This is a genomic window from Variovorax multivorans (assembly GCF_051216835.1).
Taxonomy (GTDB): Bacteria; Pseudomonadota; Gammaproteobacteria; order Burkholderiales; family Burkholderiaceae_C; genus Variovorax.
Genome location: NZ_JBPJZL010000001.1, coordinates 220,673 through 237,519, shown reverse-complemented (window position 1 = coordinate 237,519; position 16,847 = coordinate 220,673). Strand labels below are relative to the sequence as shown.

Below are 16,847 nucleotides of genomic sequence, written 5' to 3'. Positions count from 1 at the left end.
GTCGGCTTTTTTGCGGGCTTCAGGCGGCAAAAACTCAGCGTTTGGTGGCTGCGAACAGTTCGCCGCCGAGCTTTGCGCCCTTCTTGATGTTCTTCTTGGCAAACCAGCCCTGGTTCATTTCGAGGACGTAGCGCACGGGCTCCAGAGAGCAGTGCGAGTTCTCGGTCATGGGTTGCATGTCGACCAAGTTGACGATGCGGCCGTCGTCGGCCACGAAGGCGGCGGTCAGCGGAAGGATCGTGTTGCGCATCCAGAAGCACTGAGTGGCAGGCTGCTCGAACACGAAGATCATTCCTTCAGCCTGCGGCATTTCCTTGCGGAACATCAGGCCGATTTCGCGTTGCAGGGGTGTTTGCGCAATCTGCGCATCGATCTTGTACAGGCCGACCGACAACTGCGTACGCGGCAGGTCGGTCTGGGGTTGCTGCTGGGCGTGTGCCGGCATCATGAAGGACGCGGACGCGAGGAGCAGGGCGGCTAGACGCTGGAACATCGGGCAACTCTTTCAGGGCGGGGTCAGGGCCCGGCCTAAATCAAAAAAACGCCAATAAAAATGCCCGCTGATGCGGGCATTGCCGGTGAGCGTGAAAGCTTACACCTTCTTGGCAGCGGCCGTGTGGGCCTTGGCCACGTGGCTGACCTTGTGCTTCTTGGCCGCAGCGTGCTTCTTGGCAGGCGCGTGCTTGGCGGCCTTGGGAGCGGCTGCGGGAGCTGCGGTGGTGGGTTCGGCTTGTTGAGCGAAAGCACCGGCAGCGAAGAGACCGGCGACCAGGGCTGCGAGCAGCTTGTTCATGAACATATCCTTTGAAATTCGTTGATTTGGATTGCCCTCCCTGCGGAAGGTAGACATTCAACGGAGGCCGATTCCTGCGGTTGACAACAGAACGCTTGCGGCAGGCGAAAAAAAAGCGCTCCGAAGAGCGCTCTTTTCTGGGCTGGGCCGACTTACTTGGCACCTGCCATGTCAGGCGTGCCGCCTTGGGTCGACTTGCGCTTCACGCTGCCGTCCTTGTTGCGACGACGCTGGTCGCGGGTGCTTGCGCGCTTCTCGCCAGAGGCAGCAGCCTTGTCGGCACCGATGGCGCCGCCTTCGGGCGTCTTGGCTTCGTCGCCAGCGGCAGCCTTGACTTGGCCAGCGGGCTTTGCAGCCTTCTTGGCTTCGGCACGTTGCTGCGACTTGCTGTTGGTGGCGTTACCTTGCTCAGGCGTCGTACCGGCCGGGTTTTGGGCGTAAGCGCCAGCGGCGAACAGGCCAGCGATCATGACTGCGAGAATTTTGCTCATTGATGATTCCTCTATCGAGAATTGGTTGGAAACGCCTCCCGGCGAGCAGAAGGTCAGCCACTAACGAGCCCATTGGCTCGCCGGTTGACAAACGCTTGCTGATGGGTTGCGTCTAAAATGTACAGCGATTTGTTCGCGGGCTGTACAGCGAATCCACCCCGTGTCTGAATTCGCTGACAGTCGTCAAAATTACGTCAATCCCGGAGCCATCCCCCCTCATGACCAGTTATCAGCACATCAAAGTCCCGACCGAAGGTCAGAAGATCACGGTCAACGCCGACAACTCGCTGAATGTGCCTGACCAACCGATCATTCCTTTCATCGAAGGCGATGGGACTGGCCTGGACATCACGCCAGTGATGCTGAAGGTGGTGGATGCAGCGGTGGCCAAGGCCTACGGCGGCAAGAAGAAGATCCACTGGATGGAGGTCTATGCCGGCGAAAAGTCGACCAAGGTCTACGGCCCCGACGTCTGGCTCCCCGAGGAAACCCTGCACGCTGTGCGCGACTACGTGGTCTCCATCAAGGGCCCTCTGACCACGCCCGTCGGCGGTGGCATCCGCTCGCTGAACGTCGCGCTGCGTCAGGAACTCGACCTTTATGTCTGCCTGCGCCCCATCCAGTACTTCGAAGGCGTGCCGAGCCCAGTGCGCGAGCCGCACAAGACCAACATGGTGATCTTCCGCGAGAACTCGGAAGACATCTACGCGGGCATCGAGTTCGAAGCCGAAAGCGACAAGGCCAAGAAGCTCATCAAGTTCCTGCAGGACGAGATGGGTGTCAAGAAGATCCGTTTCCCCAACACCTCGGGCATCGGCGTCAAGCCTGTGTCGAGGGAAGGCACCGAGCGCCTCGTGCGCAAGGCATTCCAGTACGCCATCGACAACGACAAGCCCAGCGTCACCTTGGTGCACAAGGGCAACATCATGAAGTTCACCGAAGGTGGCTTCCGTGATTGGGGTTACGGCCTCGCTGCCAAGGAATTCGGTGCCGAACTGATCGACGGTGGCCCGTGGATGAAGTTCAAGAACCCGAAGACGGGCAAGGAAATCACCGTCAAGGACAGCATCGCCGATGCATTCCTCCAGCAGATCCTGCTGCGTCCCGCCGAGTACAGCGTGATTGCCACGCTCAATCTCAACGGCGACTACGTGTCCGACGCGCTGGCTGCGCAGGTCGGTGGCATCGGCATCGCCCCGGGCGCGAACCTGAGCGACACCGTCGCCATGTTCGAAGCCACCCACGGCACGGCACCCAAGTACGCCGGCAAAGACTACGTGAACCCAGGCTCCGAGATCCTCTCGGCCGAAATGATGCTGCGCCACATGGGCTGGAAGGAAGCTGCCGACCTGATCATCAGCTCGATGGAAAAATCGATTGCCAGCAAGAAGGTCACTTATGACTTCGCCCGCCTGATGGACGGTGCCACGCAGGTGAGCTGCTCGGGCTTCGGCCAGGTGATGATCGACCACATGTAATTGCCGCGTGCTTCGACGTCTTGCGACGTCGTTGCAATGCAATGAGCCCTTGAACTTCCAGAAGGAATTCAAGGGCTTTTTATTGGCTCTTCGATCGGGTCGCAGCCGTCCCTTTTTGCCTAAAACTCTTCGCGGGTGCGCTTCATCAAAAATACTGTCGCAACCGCCGCAATGCCCTTGAATTGTCGGATACGCGCCACCAAGTTTTTTTCGCCGGCACGGTGCTTGCACGCTCTATAGAATCTTTTTCATGGCAACGAGAATTCCCAAAACTCCCAACACTCCGCCGGCCCAGAAGCCGGCCGGGGATGACGGAGATTCGGTCGTCCTGGAGCGCCGGCCGCAGAAAACCGCGCCGCCCCAGATGTACCAGGTGGTCATGCTGAACGACGACTACACCCCCATGGAGTTCGTGATCGTCGTGCTGCAGGAATATTTCAGCAAGGACCGAGAAACCGCGACCCAGATCATGTTGAAGATCCACCTCGATGGCCGCGGCGTCTGTGGGGTCTATTCCCGCGACATGGCGGCCACCAAGGTCAATCAGGTCATGGAAGCGGCGCAGCAGGCTGGGCACCCGCTGCAATGTGTCAGTGAGCCAGTTGCGTGAACCTGTTGAATTGCGCAAGCTCCAACCCATCTGAGAACTTATTTACAGCAAGGCAAAAGGAAATCACATGATTGCCCAGGAACTGGAAGTCAGCTTGCACATGGCCTTTGTCGAGGCCCGGCAGCAGCGCCACGAGTTCATCACCGTGGAGCATCTGCTGCTCGCTTTGCTGGACAACCCGAGCGCCGCAGAAGTTCTGCGCGCCTGCTCGGCGAACGTCGACGACCTTCGGGCGTCGCTCACCAACTTCATCAAGGACAACACGCCTCAGGTGGCGGGTACCGACGATGTAGACACCCAGCCGACCCTGGGTTTCCAGCGCGTCATCCAGCGCGCCATCATGCATGTGCAGTCCACCGGCAACGGCAAGAAGGAAGTCACCGGCGCCAACGTGCTGGTCGCGATCTTCGGCGAGAAGGACTCGCACGCCGTGTACTACCTGCACCAGCAGGGCGTCACCCGCCTCGACGTGGTCAACTTCATTGCCCACGGCATCAAGAAGAGCGATCCGCCTGAAGCCGTCAAGGGTAGCGGCGAAGCGCCTTCGGGCGAGGGCGAGGACGGTGGCGGCGAACGCAACGAGAAGGCGTCGCCACTCGAGCAGTTCACGCAAAACCTCAACCAGATGGCCAAGGACGGCAAGATCGATCCGCTGATCGGCCGCGAGTACGAGGTCGAGCGCGTCATCCAGATCCTGTGCCGCCGGCGCAAGAACAACCCGCTGCTGGTGGGTGAAGCCGGCGTGGGCAAGACCGCCATCGCCGAAGGCCTCGCATGGCGCATCACGCAAGGCGACGTGCCGGAGATCCTTGCCGAGTCGAACGTGTTCTCGCTCGATATGGGCGCGCTGCTGGCCGGTACCAAGTACCGCGGCGACTTCGAACAGCGCCTGAAGGGCGTGCTCAAGTCGCTCAAGGACAAGCCGAACGCCATCCTGTTCATCGACGAAATCCACACCCTGATCGGTGCGGGCGCGGCCTCGGGCGGCACGCTCGACGCGTCGAACCTGCTCAAGCCGGCGCTCTCCAGCGGCCAGCTCAAGTGCATAGGTGCGACCACCTTCACCGAGTACCGCGGCATCTTCGAAAAGGATGCGGCCCTGTCGCGTCGCTTCCAGAAGGTCGACGTGGTCGAGCCGTCGGTGCAGGAAACCGTCGACATCCTGAAGGGCCTGAAGTCGCGCTTCGAGGAACACCATGGCGTGAAGTACGCCGTGGCGGCCCTGCAGGCCGCGGCCGAGCTCAGCGCCAAGTACATCAATGACCGTCATCTGCCCGACAAGGCCATCGACGTCATCGACGAAGCCGGCGCCGCCCAGCGCATCCTGCCGCCGAGCAAGCGCAAGAAGACCATCAGCAAGACGGAAGTCGAGGAAATCGTGGCGAAGATCGCGCGCATTCCCCCGGCCAACGTCAGCAACGACGACCGCAGCAAGCTGCAGACCATCGAGCGCGACCTCAAGAGCGTGGTGTTCGGCCAGGACAAGGCGCTCGAAGTGCTGGCCTCCGCGGTCAAGATGGCGCGCTCGGGCCTGGGCAAGGGCGACAAGCCGATCGGCTCGTTCCTGTTCTCCGGCCCCACGGGCGTCGGCAAGACCGAAGCGGCGAAGCAGCTGGCCTACATCATGGGCATCGAGCTGATCCGCTTCGACATGTCGGAGTACATGGAGCGTCATGCGGTGAGTCGCCTGATCGGCGCGCCTCCGGGCTACGTCGGTTTCGACCAGGGCGGTCTGCTGACCGAGGCCGTCACGAAGAAGCCGCACGCGGTGCTGCTGCTCGACGAAATCGAGAAGGCGCACCCGGACATCTTCAACGTGCTGCTGCAGGTCATGGACCATGGCACGCTGACTGACAACAACGGGCGCAAGGCCGACTTCCGCAACGTCATCATCATCATGACGACGAATGCGGGTGCCGAGACCATGAACAAGGCGACCATCGGCTTCACCAACCCGCGCCAGGCGGGCGACGAAATGGGCGACATCAAGCGCCTGTTCTCGCCCGAGTTCCGCAACCGGCTGGATGCCATCGTCAACTTCAAGGCGCTCGATGAAAACATCATCCTGCGCGTGGTCGACAAGTTCCTGCTCCAGTTGGAAACGCAACTCAGCGAGAAGAAGGTTGAAGTCACCTTCAGCGACAAGCTGCGCAAGCACCTGGCGAAGAAGGGCTTCGATCCGTTGATGGGCGCACGCCCGATGCAGCGCCTGATCCAGGACACGATCCGTCGTGCGCTGGCCGACGAACTGCTGTTCGGTCGCCTGACCGACGGCGGCCGCCTCGAAGTCGACCTCGACGACAAGGACGAAGTGCTGCTCGACATCCAGCCACTTTCGAAGAAGGAAGGCAAGTCGAAGCCCGAAGCGGAAGAAGCTGCGACAGGTTGAAAGAACCGGGCAGTCCGCGGCCGATGAGGTTGCGGAACCGCCTCCAAAGGCCGGTAGCATCACGCTGCCGGCCTTTTTCTTTGGGCCGCCGAAATCACGAAGCCTCCTCGCCTTGATCCTCCCCGAACTCAGCCACGAATGGAAAACCGGCCTCTCCCTGGCGTGGAGCGGCTACATCGCGGTGTTGTCGGTCTGGATCGTGATGCAGAAGCGCGCGCCGGTGTCCACCATGAGCTGGATCCTGTCGCTGGCGCTGCTGCCGTTTGCGGGCTTCGTCATCTACTACTTTCTCGGGCCGCAGCGCCTGCGAAAACAGCGGCTCAAGCGCCTGCGCAGCCGCGCTGGCGCCTCCGCCCAGGCCGACGTGGCGCGGCTGCGCGACGCGGCGCAGAACGCTCCGCCGGCGCTGCAGCAGATGGCCAAACTGGGCACCGCGACCTGCGGGCTGCCGGTGTCGAGCGCCGTTGATGTCGAGCTGCTTTCAGGCGGCGCACGCACTTTCGACGCGATCTTCGAGGCCGTGCGCGCCGCGCAGAACCACATCCACCTCGAGTACTACATCTTCGAGCCCGACAAGATCGGCACTGCCTTGCGCGACCTGCTGATCGAGCGCGCGAAGCAGGGCGTGACGGTGCGGCTGCTGATCGACGCACTGGGCTCCAAGCGCATCGGCCGCAATTTCATGGCGCCGATGCTCGAGGCAGGCGTGAAGGTCGCGCTGTTTCACGACACCAAGATTGGCCGCCGCCTGCGCCCGGTGACCAACTACCGCACCCACCGCAAGATCGTGGTGTGCGACGGTCGCGTCGGCTTCACGGGCGGCGTGAACATCACCGACGAGGAAGACAAGCGCACCAACCCCGACGCCTACCATGACGTGCACCTGCGCATCGAGGGCAGCGCGGTGCGCTGGCTGCAAACCACCTTCCTCGAAGACTGGACCTACGCCACCGGTGAAGACCCGCGTGGCATGGACGACACCCTGAACGCCATGCTGCCGCAGCTGGAAGCCGGCGACATCCCCGTGCAGATCGTCACCAGCGGCCCCGACAACGCGATGGAAGCCATCCACCGGATGCACGTCGAGGCGATCCATTCGGCCACGCATCGCGCCTGGCTCACCACGCCGTACTTCGTGCCCGGCGAGCCGGCGCTGATGGCGCTCACCAGTGCCGCATTGCGCGGCGTCGATGTGCGCCTGCTGGTGCCGCGCCGTAGCGACTCAGCCGTCGTGAGCGCCGCCGCGCGCTCGTACTTCGACGAGCTCATCGCCGCCGGCGTGAAGGTCTGGGAGTACAAGGCGCGCATGCTGCACTCCAAGACCTTGGTGGTCGACGACCATTGCGCGATGATCGGCACCGCGAATTTCGACAACCGCAGCTTCCGCCTCAACTTCGAGGTGTGCGCGGTGGTTTATGGTCCGGAACTGACCCGGCCGCTGGCGGCGCAGTTCGAGACCGACCTGCAGAGTTCCAGCGCGGTGCGCGGCAACCGGCACCAGAGTTTCTGGCGCCGCCTCGGCGACGCCATTGCGCGCTTGTTTTCACCCTTGCTCTGAATGAACCATACCTTTCTCTGGCACGACTACGAAACCTTCGGCGCGGTGCCGCGCCGCGACCGTCCCTCGCAGTTCGCCGCCATCCGCACCGACGCCGAGCTCAACGAAGTCGGCGAGCCGCTGATGATCTACTGCAAGCCCGCGCCGGACTATCTGCCCAGCCCCGAGGCCTGCCTGATCACCGGCATCACGCCGCAGGTGTGCCTGGAGCGTGGCATTCCCGAGCATGAATTCGCCGCGCACATCGAGCGCGCCTTCTCGCAGCCCGGCACCATCGGTGTGGGCTACAACACGATTCGCTTCGACGACGAGGTCACGCGCTTCCTGTTCTGGCGCAACCTGATCGACCCGTATGCGCGCGAATGGCAGAACGACTGCGGCCGCTGGGACCTGCTCGACGTGGTGCGCCTCACGTACGCGCTGCGCCCCGACGGCATCGAGTGGCCGAAGAAGGAAGACGGCAAGCCCAGCTTCAAGCTCGAAGACCTGGCGCGTGCCAACGGCCTGCTGCACGAGTCGGCGCACGATGCGCTTTCCGACGTGCGCGCCACCATTGCACTGGCACGCCTGATCCGCGACAAGCAGCCCAAGCTGTTCGACTTCGCATTCGGCCTGCACAAGAAAGACCGCGTTGCCAGCGAACTAGGCTTGCCCGCGATGCGCGAAACCGCGAAGCCCTTCCTGCACGTCTCGGGCATGTTTCCGGTCGAGCGCGGCTGCCTGGCCGTGATGTGGCCGCTGGCCAGCCATCCGACCAACAAGAACGAGCTGCTTGCCTGGGACCTTGCCCACGACCCGAGCGAGTTGCGCGACATCGACGCCGACACGCTGCGGCTGCGCCTGTTCACCCGCACGGCCGACCTGCCCGAAGGCGTGGTGCGCCTGCCCGTGAAGGGCGTGCACCTGAACAAGTCGCCGATGGTGGTCGGCAACCTGCGCACGCTGGCACCGGCCATGGCCGAGCGTTGGGGCGTCGACCTCGACACGGCCATGCGCCATGCCGCCGTCGCACGCGACCTGCCCGACATGAGCGCCATCTGGTCACAGGTGTACGCCCGGCCGAAGGAGGCCACACCTGACGTCGACGAAGACCTCTACGGCGGCTTCGTCGGCAACGCCGACCGCCGGCGCCTCAACCAGCTGCGCGGCCTGTCGCCCGAAGAACTGGCCAAGGACCGCACCGGCTTCGACGACGGACGGCTCGACGAGATCCTGTTCCGCTACCGCGCACGCAACTGGCCCGAGCTGCTCAACGAGGACGAGGCCGAACGCTGGGAAGCCCTGCGGGTGGCGAAGCTCTTCAAGGGCGAGGGCGGGGCGCGCACCATCGAGATGCTGTTCAGCGAGGTCGATGCGCTGTCCGAGAACGCCGACGAGCGTGGCGAGGAAATCCTCGGCGCGCTCTACGAATACGCCGAGGCCATCGCGCCCGAGGCTTGATCCGCGTCGCCCATGAGCCTTTCGATCAACGCCGAACTGTCGAAGGGGCTGGAGAGCTACGACACTGGAGGCCGCCGTTGCCGAAGGCAGTCTGTCGCGCTGGAGTCCCGGCTGGCGCCTGCTCGCCCACGGTACGCCGCCCGCCGAGGGCCAGCCCGCGCCGCTGGTCTTTCTACCGGGTTGATCACGCATGGAGGTATTTCGCATGACTACAGGTATTTCGCCCCTTGTCCGCACCGCGCTGGCAGCCGTCGCGATGGCCGCGGCGCTCGCCGGATGCAGCGCCTTGCCATCGGCGCCCGGTGCTGCGAAAGCCTGCGGGAGCAGCTTCGAGACCTTCGAACGTGACACGCTCTATTTCGGCCGGGCCATTCCCTCGGGCGGCCAGGTGTCGGATGCGGAGTGGACGGGCTTTCTCGACACCACCATGACGCCGGCTTTTCCGCAGGGCCTGACGGTGATCGATGCCGCCGGCCAATGGCGTGGCGTGTCGGGCGAGGTGGTGCGCGAGCGCTCCAAGCTGGTGGTGCTGCTGCATCCGCGCAGCGACAAGGACGACGCCGCCATCGCCAGCATCATCGGCACCTACCGCCAGCGATTCGCTCAAGAGGCGGTGCTGCAGGAGCGGCAATCCGTCTGCGTCCGCTTCTAAGGCTGCCGCGCTCAGGAGGGTTGCCCGTCGATGGCCGGTAGCCCGCTCAGGTCTTCCGACCACGCCAGCGCGGAGCGGCACCAGATACGGCGATGCGGGGGCAGCAATGAGCGCTGCGCCAGCGCTCCCACGCGCAGCGCATAGCTTGGCGGCGTGTCGCTGTCCGCGGCCGCCCAGATCGGGGAGCCGCAGTTCGCGCAGAAGCCGTGCCGTCGCCGCGCACCGCTGTCCGCCGTCTTCACGTAGGTCTTCGGCGTGCCGGTCAGCAGCCGGAAGCTGGAGGCCGGCACCGGTACCGACACCCGGTAGGCGGAGCCCGACAGCACCTGGCAGTCGCTGCAATTGCACAGCGAGACCTTCTCCGGATCGATGTCGGCTTCGAAGGTGATCTGGCCGCAGTGGCAGGCGCCTTGTACTTGCATGCGAATTCCTTTTTTTGGGGGGAAGCAGGCATCGTAGAAAGAGTGGCCTGCGGGCGCAATGGCTGGCTATTTCCCCGGCCGCGCAGCCTCTGGCGCGGCCACGTATGCTCCCCGGATGGACGCCAATTCCACTGCGCTCGCCGACTTCGCCACCCGCCACCGCAAGCTCTTCGTGCTCACCGGCGCGGGGTGCAGCACCGAATCGGGCATTCCCGACTACCGGGACGTCGAGGGCGAATGGAAGCGCCCGTCGCCCGTCACTTACCAGGCCTTCATGGGCGAGGAGTCCACGCGACAGCGCTACTGGGCGCGCAGCCTGATCGGCTGGCCGACCATGGCCGGCGCCCGCCCGGGTGCGGCGCACCGTGCACTGGCGCGGCTGGAGGCAGCGGGCCGCGTGGGTTTGCTGCTCACGCAGAACGTCGATGGCTTGCACGAAGCGGCCGGCAGCCGCGGCGCCATCGATTTGCACGGGCGCATCGACACCGTGCGCTGCATGGCCTGCGAGCGGCGCACGCCGCGCGCGGCGCTGCAACTCGAATTGCGGCAGCGCAATCCGAGTTGGGCCGCACTCGAAGCCCGTGCCGCGCCCGACGGCGACGCCGATCTCCAGGGGCATGATTTCTCTGCCTTCGAGGTGCCCGCGTGCACGCACTGCGGCGGCCTGCTCAAGCCCGACGTTGTGTTCTTCGGCGAAAGCGTGCCGAAGGAGCGCGTCACGGCCGCCTTCGCGGCGCTGGAGGAGGCCGATGCGGTGCTCGTGGCCGGTTCGTCGCTGATGGTGTATTCGGGCTTTCGCTTCGTGCAGGCGGCCGCCGCGGCGGGCAAACCGGTGGCGGCGGTGAACCTGGGGCGCACGCGCGCGGACGCGCTGCTTTCGCTGAAGGTCGAGCGGCCGGTGGGCGAGGCGCTGGAGGCGCTTGCGCAGCAACTGGCGCCCGAGCCGCAGCCGGATCGCGTGGCCTAGCGTTCGCCCGGCGCCTTGCGCAGGGATCGGATGAACACGTCGACCGACGCCGTGTATGCACCGGGCAGGCCCAGTTCGCCGTCGATCTGCGCGTGCGAGAGGTCTTCAGGCACTACCTCCGCGCGGCCACCAATTGCCGTGACCCGAGTCGCGAACTGATTCGCCTGCGTGCACGAGCCATCGCGCCGCTGGGTCGAGCACACCAGCAGCATCGGCGGTGCACCAGGCGCAAGGGTGTCGGTGGGCGATACGGTGCGCCAGTAGGCGGGGTCGTTGCCGAACACGCGGTCATAGAAGGGCATGTGGCGACGTCGCATCAGTGCCGCAGTGTCCAGCGCAGCGCTGTCGAGTGCCACGGTGCCGAGCCACGGACGTGCGCCTTGCTGCCGCGCGATGTCGGGCGATGCACTGACCAGCGCAACAAGGTGCGCGCCGGCCGAATGGCCCATGAGCACGAAGCGGCCCGCATCGCCGCCCCACGAAGGCGCGCTTGCCTGCGCAGTGGCCACCGCGCGCGCCACGTCCTGAGCCTGCTGCATCACGTCGACCTGCGGCACGAAGCGGTAGCCCACCGACACCAGGATGAAGCCCTGGTCGCGCACCCAGTGCTCGATCTTCATGTCGACCACCGAGGCGGCTGCCTTGTTGCCGAACATCCACGCGCCGCCATGGACCATCACGAGCACCGGGGCGTTGCGTGCGTTCGGTGGCAGATAGACGTCCATGTGCTGGCGTGCATCGGGGCCGTAGGGCACGTCGGCAAGCCGTTGCACGCCGGTGGGGGCGACCGGCGCGCCAACTTGCTGCGCCATCGCCGGAAAGAAGGCCAGCATGCCCAGCCAGGCCGCGCAGATCCGCAGCAAATGTGTCATGACGAAGCTCCCGGAGGACCGAAGAGGGTCGAGATTTTCGCGCGCCAGCCGTCGGCCTTCCAGAGGTCGCGGCCCAGGTTCGCCCACTCGTGGAAGGCGATGCGCAACGGGTTGTGGGTGCGCAGCGGCGTGGTGAGGCCGTAGCGCAGCGTCACGTCCTCGCGCTCGGCAGCGAAGGTGCCGAACATCCGGTCGAACACGATCAGCACGCCGCCGTAGTTGCGGTCGAGGTATTCCGGGTTCGACGCGTGATGCACCTTGTGGTGAGTCGGCGTGTTCAGCACCCATTCGAGCGGCCCCAGGCGCGGCATCCACGGCGCGTGCAGCCAGAACTGGTAGAGCAGGTTGGCCGCCAGCGTGGCCACCACCGTCAGCGGCGGAAAGCCCAGCCACACCAGCGGCGCGAAGAACAGGGCCGTGCCGGTGAGCTTGCCCGTCCAGCCCAGGCGCAGCGCGGCAGCCAGCGTGAGCTCGTTGGGCGAGTGGTGCACCGCGTGCGTGGCCCAGAACCAGCGCACGCGGTGTGCCGCGCGGTGATACCAGTAGTAGCAGAACTCCTGCCCCACGAAGAGCAGTGCGAAGGCCGCGGGCGTCGACAGCGAAATGGTGTCGACCCGGTGCGCGTGCGCCCAGGCCAGCACCGGCGCGGCAATCGACAGGCCCAGCGCATCGACCGCGCGCCGGCCCACCGCGTCGGCCAGCGAGGCGCCGTAGGCGCGCCAGTCGTAGGCCTGGCGCCGCACGAAGGTCTGCACCAGGCCTTCGAGCGTGGCTGCGGCCAGCACGAAGACGAGCAGGCCGGTCAGCCACAGCGCGATGCCCGGCCCCATCGACTCGCGGATCAGGTCGAAGGACATGCTATTTCTGCCGGCTGTTGCGCTGCTGGGTCACGGCATAGGCCTCGATCTGCGCCATCGTCACCGAGCCCGCGTGAGCGCTGTCGATGGCGTCGAAGTTGCGGTAGACCCACGGCATCTTGCCGCGTGCTTCGTCGCGTGTGAGGCGGCCATCGACGTTGGTGTCGGCGGCGCCGAAGCGCTTGTGCAGCTCGGTGCGCATCTGTTCGGCTCGGCCGGCATCGGGCGCCTGGGCGCAGGCGGCGAAGGACACGGCTGCGAGCAGCAGCGGCAGGACGTGGCGGGTTGTCATGGTCACGCTCCCTTGCATCAACGGCAGGGAATGACCGCGCCGGCCGCGCTGTAGCAGGTGGCGCTGTGCGTCAGGCCGGTGGCGCTGTTGTAGCTCGTGCTGCTCTGCACGCTGTTGCCGGTGGCGGCGCTGGTGGCGGTGGTGCTGCGGCTCTGGGTCACGTTGCCCGATGCGTCACGGCTCGCGCTGCCGCTGCTTTCTGCGCTGCCGCGCGTGCCGGCTGCAGCGAAGCCACTGCGGTGGCTGGCCGAGCCGTCGGGGTTGACCGAGGTCGTGCCGGCGCGGGCTGCATAGCCTCCGCCGGGCCCGCGTACCGCGCGCATGTTCGTGGCGGTGGTGCCACCCGCGGCGTTGGGCCGCACGACATGCCGGCTGGCAGCGCCAGCCTCGGTGGCCGTGAAGGCCGCCGCCAGCAGCACGCCGGCCAGCGCGGCGGAAGTGGACAGGGAAAGAACGCGCTTCATGTTCAAGACTCCTTGCGGTGCCGGCTGCGCACCTCGCGAAGCCGTGAAAGCGACTGTGGCCGCGAGATGTGAGCCGACCATGGCGCAGCGCGGTGCGTTCATGACAATCCGTGAGCGGCCGTCCGGGGCTCTGTCATCGTTTGTCATGAATTCCCGCGCGACCGGGCAGGGCAGCCGCCGTTACGATTCGCCGCATGACCGAAGCGCTGGCCCGCATCCTGATTGCCGACGACGAAGCCGACCTGCGCGCGCTGCTGCAGCGCTACCTCGGCGACCAGGGCTATGCCGTGCGCACCGTCGAGAGCGCCCAGCCGCTCGACAAGCTGCTCGCGCGCGAGCGCTTCGACGTGCTGGTGCTCGACGTCATGATGCCCGGCGAAGACGGCCTGGCCGTGTGCCGCCGGCTGCGCGCTCAGGGCGAGACCATTCCAATCCTGATGCTGACCGCGCGCGGCGACCCGGTCGACCGCATCGTCGGCCTTGAGATGGGCGCTGACGACTACCTGCCGAAGCCCTTCAACCCGCGCGAGTTGCTGGCGCGCATCCAGGCGCTGGTGCGGCGCCAGCGCATGCTGGGCGCGCACACCGGGCCGGCGCCGGTGCAGGAAAGCGTGCGCTTCGGCGCCTTCACGCTGCACCTTGGCGAGCGACGCCTCGAGCGCGAGGTGGAGGGCGCGAAAGAAGACATCCCCCTGACCACCGGTGAGTTTTCGCTGCTGCAGGCGCTGGCGCTCAACGCCAACCGGCCGCTGGGCCGCGAGCGCCTGATCGAACTGGCCCACGGCCGCGAGCACGAGGCCACCGACCGCAGCATCGACGTGCAGGTCATGCGCCTGCGCAAGCTCATCGAGGCCGATTCCGCTCAGCCGCGCCACATCCGCACGGTCTGGGGCGTGGGTTACCTGTTCGTGCCATGAAGCTCTTTCCGCGCAGCCTGTTCGGGCGCAACGCGCTGCTGCTCGTGCTGCTCATCGCGCTGGGCCAGATCGGCGGCGGGTTGCTGTTGCGCGAGATGGTCATCAAGCCACGGCTCGACCAGATTGCCGAGAGCGTGGCGCGCAACGTGGCAGCCATCCGCGCGGGCATGCTGGCACTGCCGCCGGCCCAGCGGCCGGCATTCGTGGAGGGGTTCAACCAGCAGGCGATGGCCGGCCGTGCCGACAAGGCGCACGGCCCGCGCGCACTGCTCACGCCGCTGGAGCGCGGCTTCGTGCGCTCGGTGTCGGCGCGCATCGCGAGCCAGGGCGTGGAGGCCGTGTGGCGCCGCGAGCCCGACGGCGGCCTGGCGCTGCGGCTCACGCTCGACGGAAGCGATCACTGGGTCGTGATGCCCGGCCTCTTGCCCGCGCGCGAATTCACGGGTGCGCTGGTGGCGGTATCTGTAGGCAGTGCGTTGCTCGCGCTGGCGGGTGCGCTTTGGTTCCAGCGCCGGCTCAACCGGCCGCTGGTGCGCGTGGTGGAGGCCGCGCACACGCTGGCGGCGGGCCGCGAGCCCATGCCGCTGCCCGAAGACGGCCCCACCGAAGTCGCGACCGTGAGCCGCAGCTTCAATCAACTGGTCGGCAGCCTGCGCCAGACCGAGCGCGAGCGCGCCCTGATGCTGGCCGGCATCTCGCACGACCTGCGCACGCCGCTCACCAAGCTGCGCCTGGGCGTGGAAATATTGCGCGACCGCATGGAGCCCGAGCTCGTGAGCAGCATGACGCGCAGCGTGGAAGAAATGGACGCCATCGTCGGCCAGTTCCTCGACTTTGCGCGCGGCGATGGCGACGAGCTCCCGGTGCCGACATCGCTCGACGACATGGCCCGGGCGCTCGGCGCAGCCAGCGCCGACCATGGCCGGCCCATGGCGCTGCAACTGGGCGGCGCGCCCACGCTGCCGCTGCGCCAGCAAGCCATGCAGCGCGCCATCGGCAACCTGATCGAGAACGCCTGGCGCCACGGCCGGGCGCCGGTCACGCTGTCGACGCGCGTGGTGGGGCAGGAGGCGATTGTCGAAGTCGCCGACCACGGCGACGGCATCGACGCGGCCGAGGCGGATGCTCTCAAGCAGGCGTTTCGCCGTGGCAATGCGGATCGCGGCGGGACGGCAGGTGCGGGGCTCGGCCTGGCCATCGTGCAGCGCATCGCACAGGCGCATGGCGGTCGGCTCGAACTGGAGACGCCCCCGGGCAAGGGCCTGCATGCACGCCTGCGGCTGCCATTGCCGCCCGGCTGACGGCCTCGCTCAGCCGGCGCGCTTCGGTGCCATCCAGCTCGTTGCGGCGTCGCGTCCCGCGAGGTGCAGGCTTGCAGTGGCGGCAGGCGTTTCGGCCAGCAAGCGCCCCTTGCGAAACACCTTGAGCCGCGCGGCGCGCAGGCGAATCGCCTCGACCGGATCGCGCGCCTGCAGCAGCACGAAGCTCGCGTCGCAGCCCGCCTCGATGCCGTAGCCCTGCAGGTGCATCACGCGCGCTGCATTCGTCGTCACCGCCTCGAAGCACTGGCGGATGCCGGCCTGGCTGGTCATCTGCGCCACGTGCAGGCCCATGTGCGCCACTTCGAGCATGTCGCCCGAGCCCATGCCGTACCACGGGTCCATCACGCAGTCGTGGCCGAAGGCAACGTTGACGCCAGCGGCCATCAGCTCGGGCACGCGCGTCATGCCGCGGCGCTTGGGGTAGGTGTCGTGGCGGCCCTGCAGCGTGATGTTGATGAGCGGGTTTGCGATGACGGACACGCCGCTCTGCGCGATCAGCGGCAGCAGCTTGCTCACGTAGTAGTTGTCCATCGAGTGCATCGATGTGCAGTGCGAGCCCGTCACTCGGCCTTGCATGCCGAGGCGCTGCGCCTCGAAGGCCAATGTTTCGATGTGGCGCGAGAGCGGGTCGTCGGACTCGTCGCAATGCATGTCGACCAGCTTGCCGCGCTCGGCCGCTATTTCGCACAGCAGCTTCACGCTGGCCGCGCCATCGGCCATGGTGCGCTCGAAATGCGGAATGCCGCCGACCACGTCCACGCCCTTGTCGAGCGCGCGTTCCAGGTTCTCGACGCCGCCCGGGGAGCGCAACACACCGTCCTGCGGGAAGGCGACCAACTGCAGATCGAGGTAGGGCGCCACCCGGCGCTTGACTTCAAGCAGCGCGTCGACCGCCAGCAGGCTCGGGTCGCTGGTGTCCACGTGAGAGCGCACGGCCAGCAGTCCTTTGGCCACGGCCCAGTCGCAGTAGGCCAGCGCGCGTTCGATCAGCGCATCGGCCGTGAGCAGCGGCTTCAGCTCGCCCCACAGCGCAATGCCTTCGAGCAGCGTGCCGCTTTCGTTGACGCGCGGCAGGCCGTAGCTCAGCGTGGCGTCCATGTGGAAATGCGGGTCGACGAAGTGGGGCGCGAGCAGCAGGCCTTGCGCATCGAGCGTTTCGTGCGCCGGGGCGACGAGGCCTTCGGCCACTTCGGCGATACGGCCGCCCTCGACGGCAATCGACATGCCGGTGCGGCCGTCAGGGAGGGTGGCGTTGGTGATGAGGAGGTCGAGCATCGTGGGGCCCTGTGATCGGTTGAACGGTATTTTCGGCCGCTTTGAGCG

Annotated in this window: 18 protein-coding genes; 9 read left to right on the top strand and 9 right to left on the bottom strand. The window is 66.2% G+C overall.

Features of this window, described 5'->3' with window-relative positions:
* Positions 1 to 34 precede the first annotated feature (34 nt).
* The 3 genes from ACSFCA_RS01100 to ACSFCA_RS01090 all read right to left on the bottom strand — a co-directional run bounded on the left by ACSFCA_RS01100 (position 35) and on the right by ACSFCA_RS01090 (position 1,284).
* A complete protein-coding gene (locus ACSFCA_RS01100) occupies positions 35 to 493 on the bottom strand; it encodes a DUF192 domain-containing protein (RefSeq protein ID WP_093173288.1) in 459 nt (152 codons plus the stop codon).
* Positions 494 to 592: 99 nt separating this feature from the next.
* Complete coding sequence (locus ACSFCA_RS01095; protein ID WP_093075170.1) at positions 593 to 793, bottom strand: hypothetical protein; 201 nt, start codon at positions 791 to 793, stop codon at positions 593 to 595.
* 152 nt (positions 794 to 945) lie between these two features.
* Complete coding sequence (locus tag ACSFCA_RS01090; protein ID WP_093056973.1) at positions 946 to 1,284, bottom strand: cell envelope biogenesis protein TolA; 339 nt, start codon at positions 1,282 to 1,284, stop codon at positions 946 to 948.
* Positions 1,285 to 1,502: 218 nt separating this feature from the next.
* Here ACSFCA_RS01090 and icd point away from each other — a divergent pair, with 218 nt between their 5' ends.
* The 6 genes from icd to ACSFCA_RS01060 all read left to right on the top strand — a co-directional run bounded on the left by icd (position 1,503) and on the right by ACSFCA_RS01060 (position 9,411).
* A complete protein-coding gene (gene icd, locus ACSFCA_RS01085) occupies positions 1,503 to 2,762 on the top strand; it encodes an NADP-dependent isocitrate dehydrogenase (RefSeq protein ID WP_093073915.1) in 1,260 nt (419 codons plus the stop codon).
* Between the two features lie 250 nt (positions 2,763 to 3,012).
* The gene (gene clpS / locus ACSFCA_RS01080) at positions 3,013 to 3,372 is read left to right on the top strand and encodes an ATP-dependent Clp protease adapter ClpS (RefSeq protein ID WP_070060554.1); all 360 of its coding nucleotides are present in this window, start codon (positions 3,013 to 3,015) and stop codon (positions 3,370 to 3,372) included.
* Between the two features lie 67 nt (positions 3,373 to 3,439).
* On the top strand, positions 3,440 to 5,761 hold the full coding sequence (gene clpA, locus ACSFCA_RS01075; protein WP_093056971.1) for an ATP-dependent Clp protease ATP-binding subunit ClpA: 2,322 nt from the start codon (positions 3,440 to 3,442) through the stop codon (positions 5,759 to 5,761).
* Positions 5,762 to 5,873: 112 nt separating this feature from the next.
* Positions 5,874 to 7,319, top strand: coding sequence for a cardiolipin synthase (cls, locus tag ACSFCA_RS01070; protein WP_258354514.1), 1,446 nt, complete (start codon positions 5,874 to 5,876; stop codon positions 7,317 to 7,319).
* Positions 7,320 to 8,759 carry an exodeoxyribonuclease I gene (sbcB, locus tag ACSFCA_RS01065; protein ID WP_435458341.1) on the top strand — a complete coding sequence of 480 codons (1,440 nt, stop codon included), beginning with the start codon at positions 7,320 to 7,322 and terminating at the stop codon, positions 8,757 to 8,759. It begins immediately after the preceding gene.
* A gap of 205 nt (positions 8,760 to 8,964) precedes the next feature.
* Positions 8,965 to 9,411, top strand: a complete 447-nt coding sequence (locus ACSFCA_RS01060) for a DUF3574 domain-containing protein (protein WP_435458340.1) — start codon at positions 8,965 to 8,967, stop codon at positions 9,409 to 9,411.
* A gap of 11 nt (positions 9,412 to 9,422) precedes the next feature.
* On the opposite strand, the gene ACSFCA_RS01055 is transcribed toward ACSFCA_RS01060, so the two are convergent.
* A complete protein-coding gene (locus ACSFCA_RS01055) occupies positions 9,423 to 9,833 on the bottom strand; it encodes a GFA family protein (protein WP_435458339.1) in 411 nt (136 codons plus the stop codon).
* A 115-nt stretch (positions 9,834 to 9,948) separates the two neighbouring features.
* Here ACSFCA_RS01055 and ACSFCA_RS01050 point away from each other — a divergent pair, with 115 nt between their 5' ends.
* On the top strand, positions 9,949 to 10,800 hold the full coding sequence (locus tag ACSFCA_RS01050) for an NAD-dependent protein deacetylase (RefSeq protein WP_435458338.1): 852 nt from the start codon (positions 9,949 to 9,951) through the stop codon (positions 10,798 to 10,800).
* Here ACSFCA_RS01050 and ACSFCA_RS01045 read toward each other — a convergent pair.
* Genes ACSFCA_RS01045 through ACSFCA_RS01030 form a run of 4 tightly spaced genes read right to left on the bottom strand, consistent with a single transcriptional unit; the run spans position 10,797 to position 13,285 of the window.
* Positions 10,797 to 11,672, bottom strand: coding sequence for an alpha/beta hydrolase (locus tag ACSFCA_RS01045; RefSeq protein WP_435458337.1), 876 nt, complete (start codon positions 11,670 to 11,672; stop codon positions 10,797 to 10,799). The two genes, ACSFCA_RS01050 and ACSFCA_RS01045, sit on opposite strands and share 4 nt — an antisense overlap.
* Positions 11,669 to 12,529: a sterol desaturase family protein gene (locus ACSFCA_RS01040; RefSeq protein ID WP_435458336.1), complete on the bottom strand. Its 861-nt coding sequence runs from the start codon at positions 12,527 to 12,529 to the stop codon at positions 11,669 to 11,671. Before ACSFCA_RS01040 ends, ACSFCA_RS01045 begins: the two co-directional genes overlap by 4 nt.
* A 1-nt stretch (position 12,530) precedes the next feature.
* Positions 12,531 to 12,821 carry an EF-hand domain-containing protein gene (locus ACSFCA_RS01035; protein WP_435458335.1) on the bottom strand — a complete coding sequence of 97 codons (291 nt, stop codon included), beginning with the start codon at positions 12,819 to 12,821 and terminating at the stop codon, positions 12,531 to 12,533.
* A 17-nt stretch (positions 12,822 to 12,838) separates the two neighbouring features.
* A complete protein-coding gene (locus ACSFCA_RS01030; RefSeq protein WP_435458334.1) occupies positions 12,839 to 13,285 on the bottom strand; it encodes a hypothetical protein in 447 nt (148 codons plus the stop codon).
* Between the two features lie 194 nt (positions 13,286 to 13,479).
* Here ACSFCA_RS01030 and ompR point away from each other — a divergent pair, with 194 nt between their 5' ends.
* Both ompR and ACSFCA_RS01020 read left to right on the top strand, forming a co-directional pair.
* Entirely contained in the window at positions 13,480 to 14,202 is a 723-nt protein-coding gene (gene ompR, locus ACSFCA_RS01025) for an osmolarity response regulator transcription factor OmpR (RefSeq protein ID WP_093073933.1), read from the top strand.
* Positions 14,199 to 15,503 (top strand): ATP-binding protein, encoded by a 1,305-nt coding sequence (locus ACSFCA_RS01020; RefSeq protein WP_435458333.1) that lies wholly within the window; start codon positions 14,199 to 14,201, stop codon positions 15,501 to 15,503. Before ompR ends, ACSFCA_RS01020 begins: the two co-directional genes overlap by 4 nt.
* A 9-nt stretch (positions 15,504 to 15,512) precedes the next feature.
* On the opposite strand, the gene ACSFCA_RS01015 is transcribed toward ACSFCA_RS01020, so the two are convergent.
* Complete coding sequence (locus ACSFCA_RS01015) at positions 15,513 to 16,799, bottom strand: amidohydrolase family protein (protein WP_435458332.1); 1,287 nt, start codon at positions 16,797 to 16,799, stop codon at positions 15,513 to 15,515.
* Positions 16,800 to 16,847 lie beyond the last annotated feature (48 nt).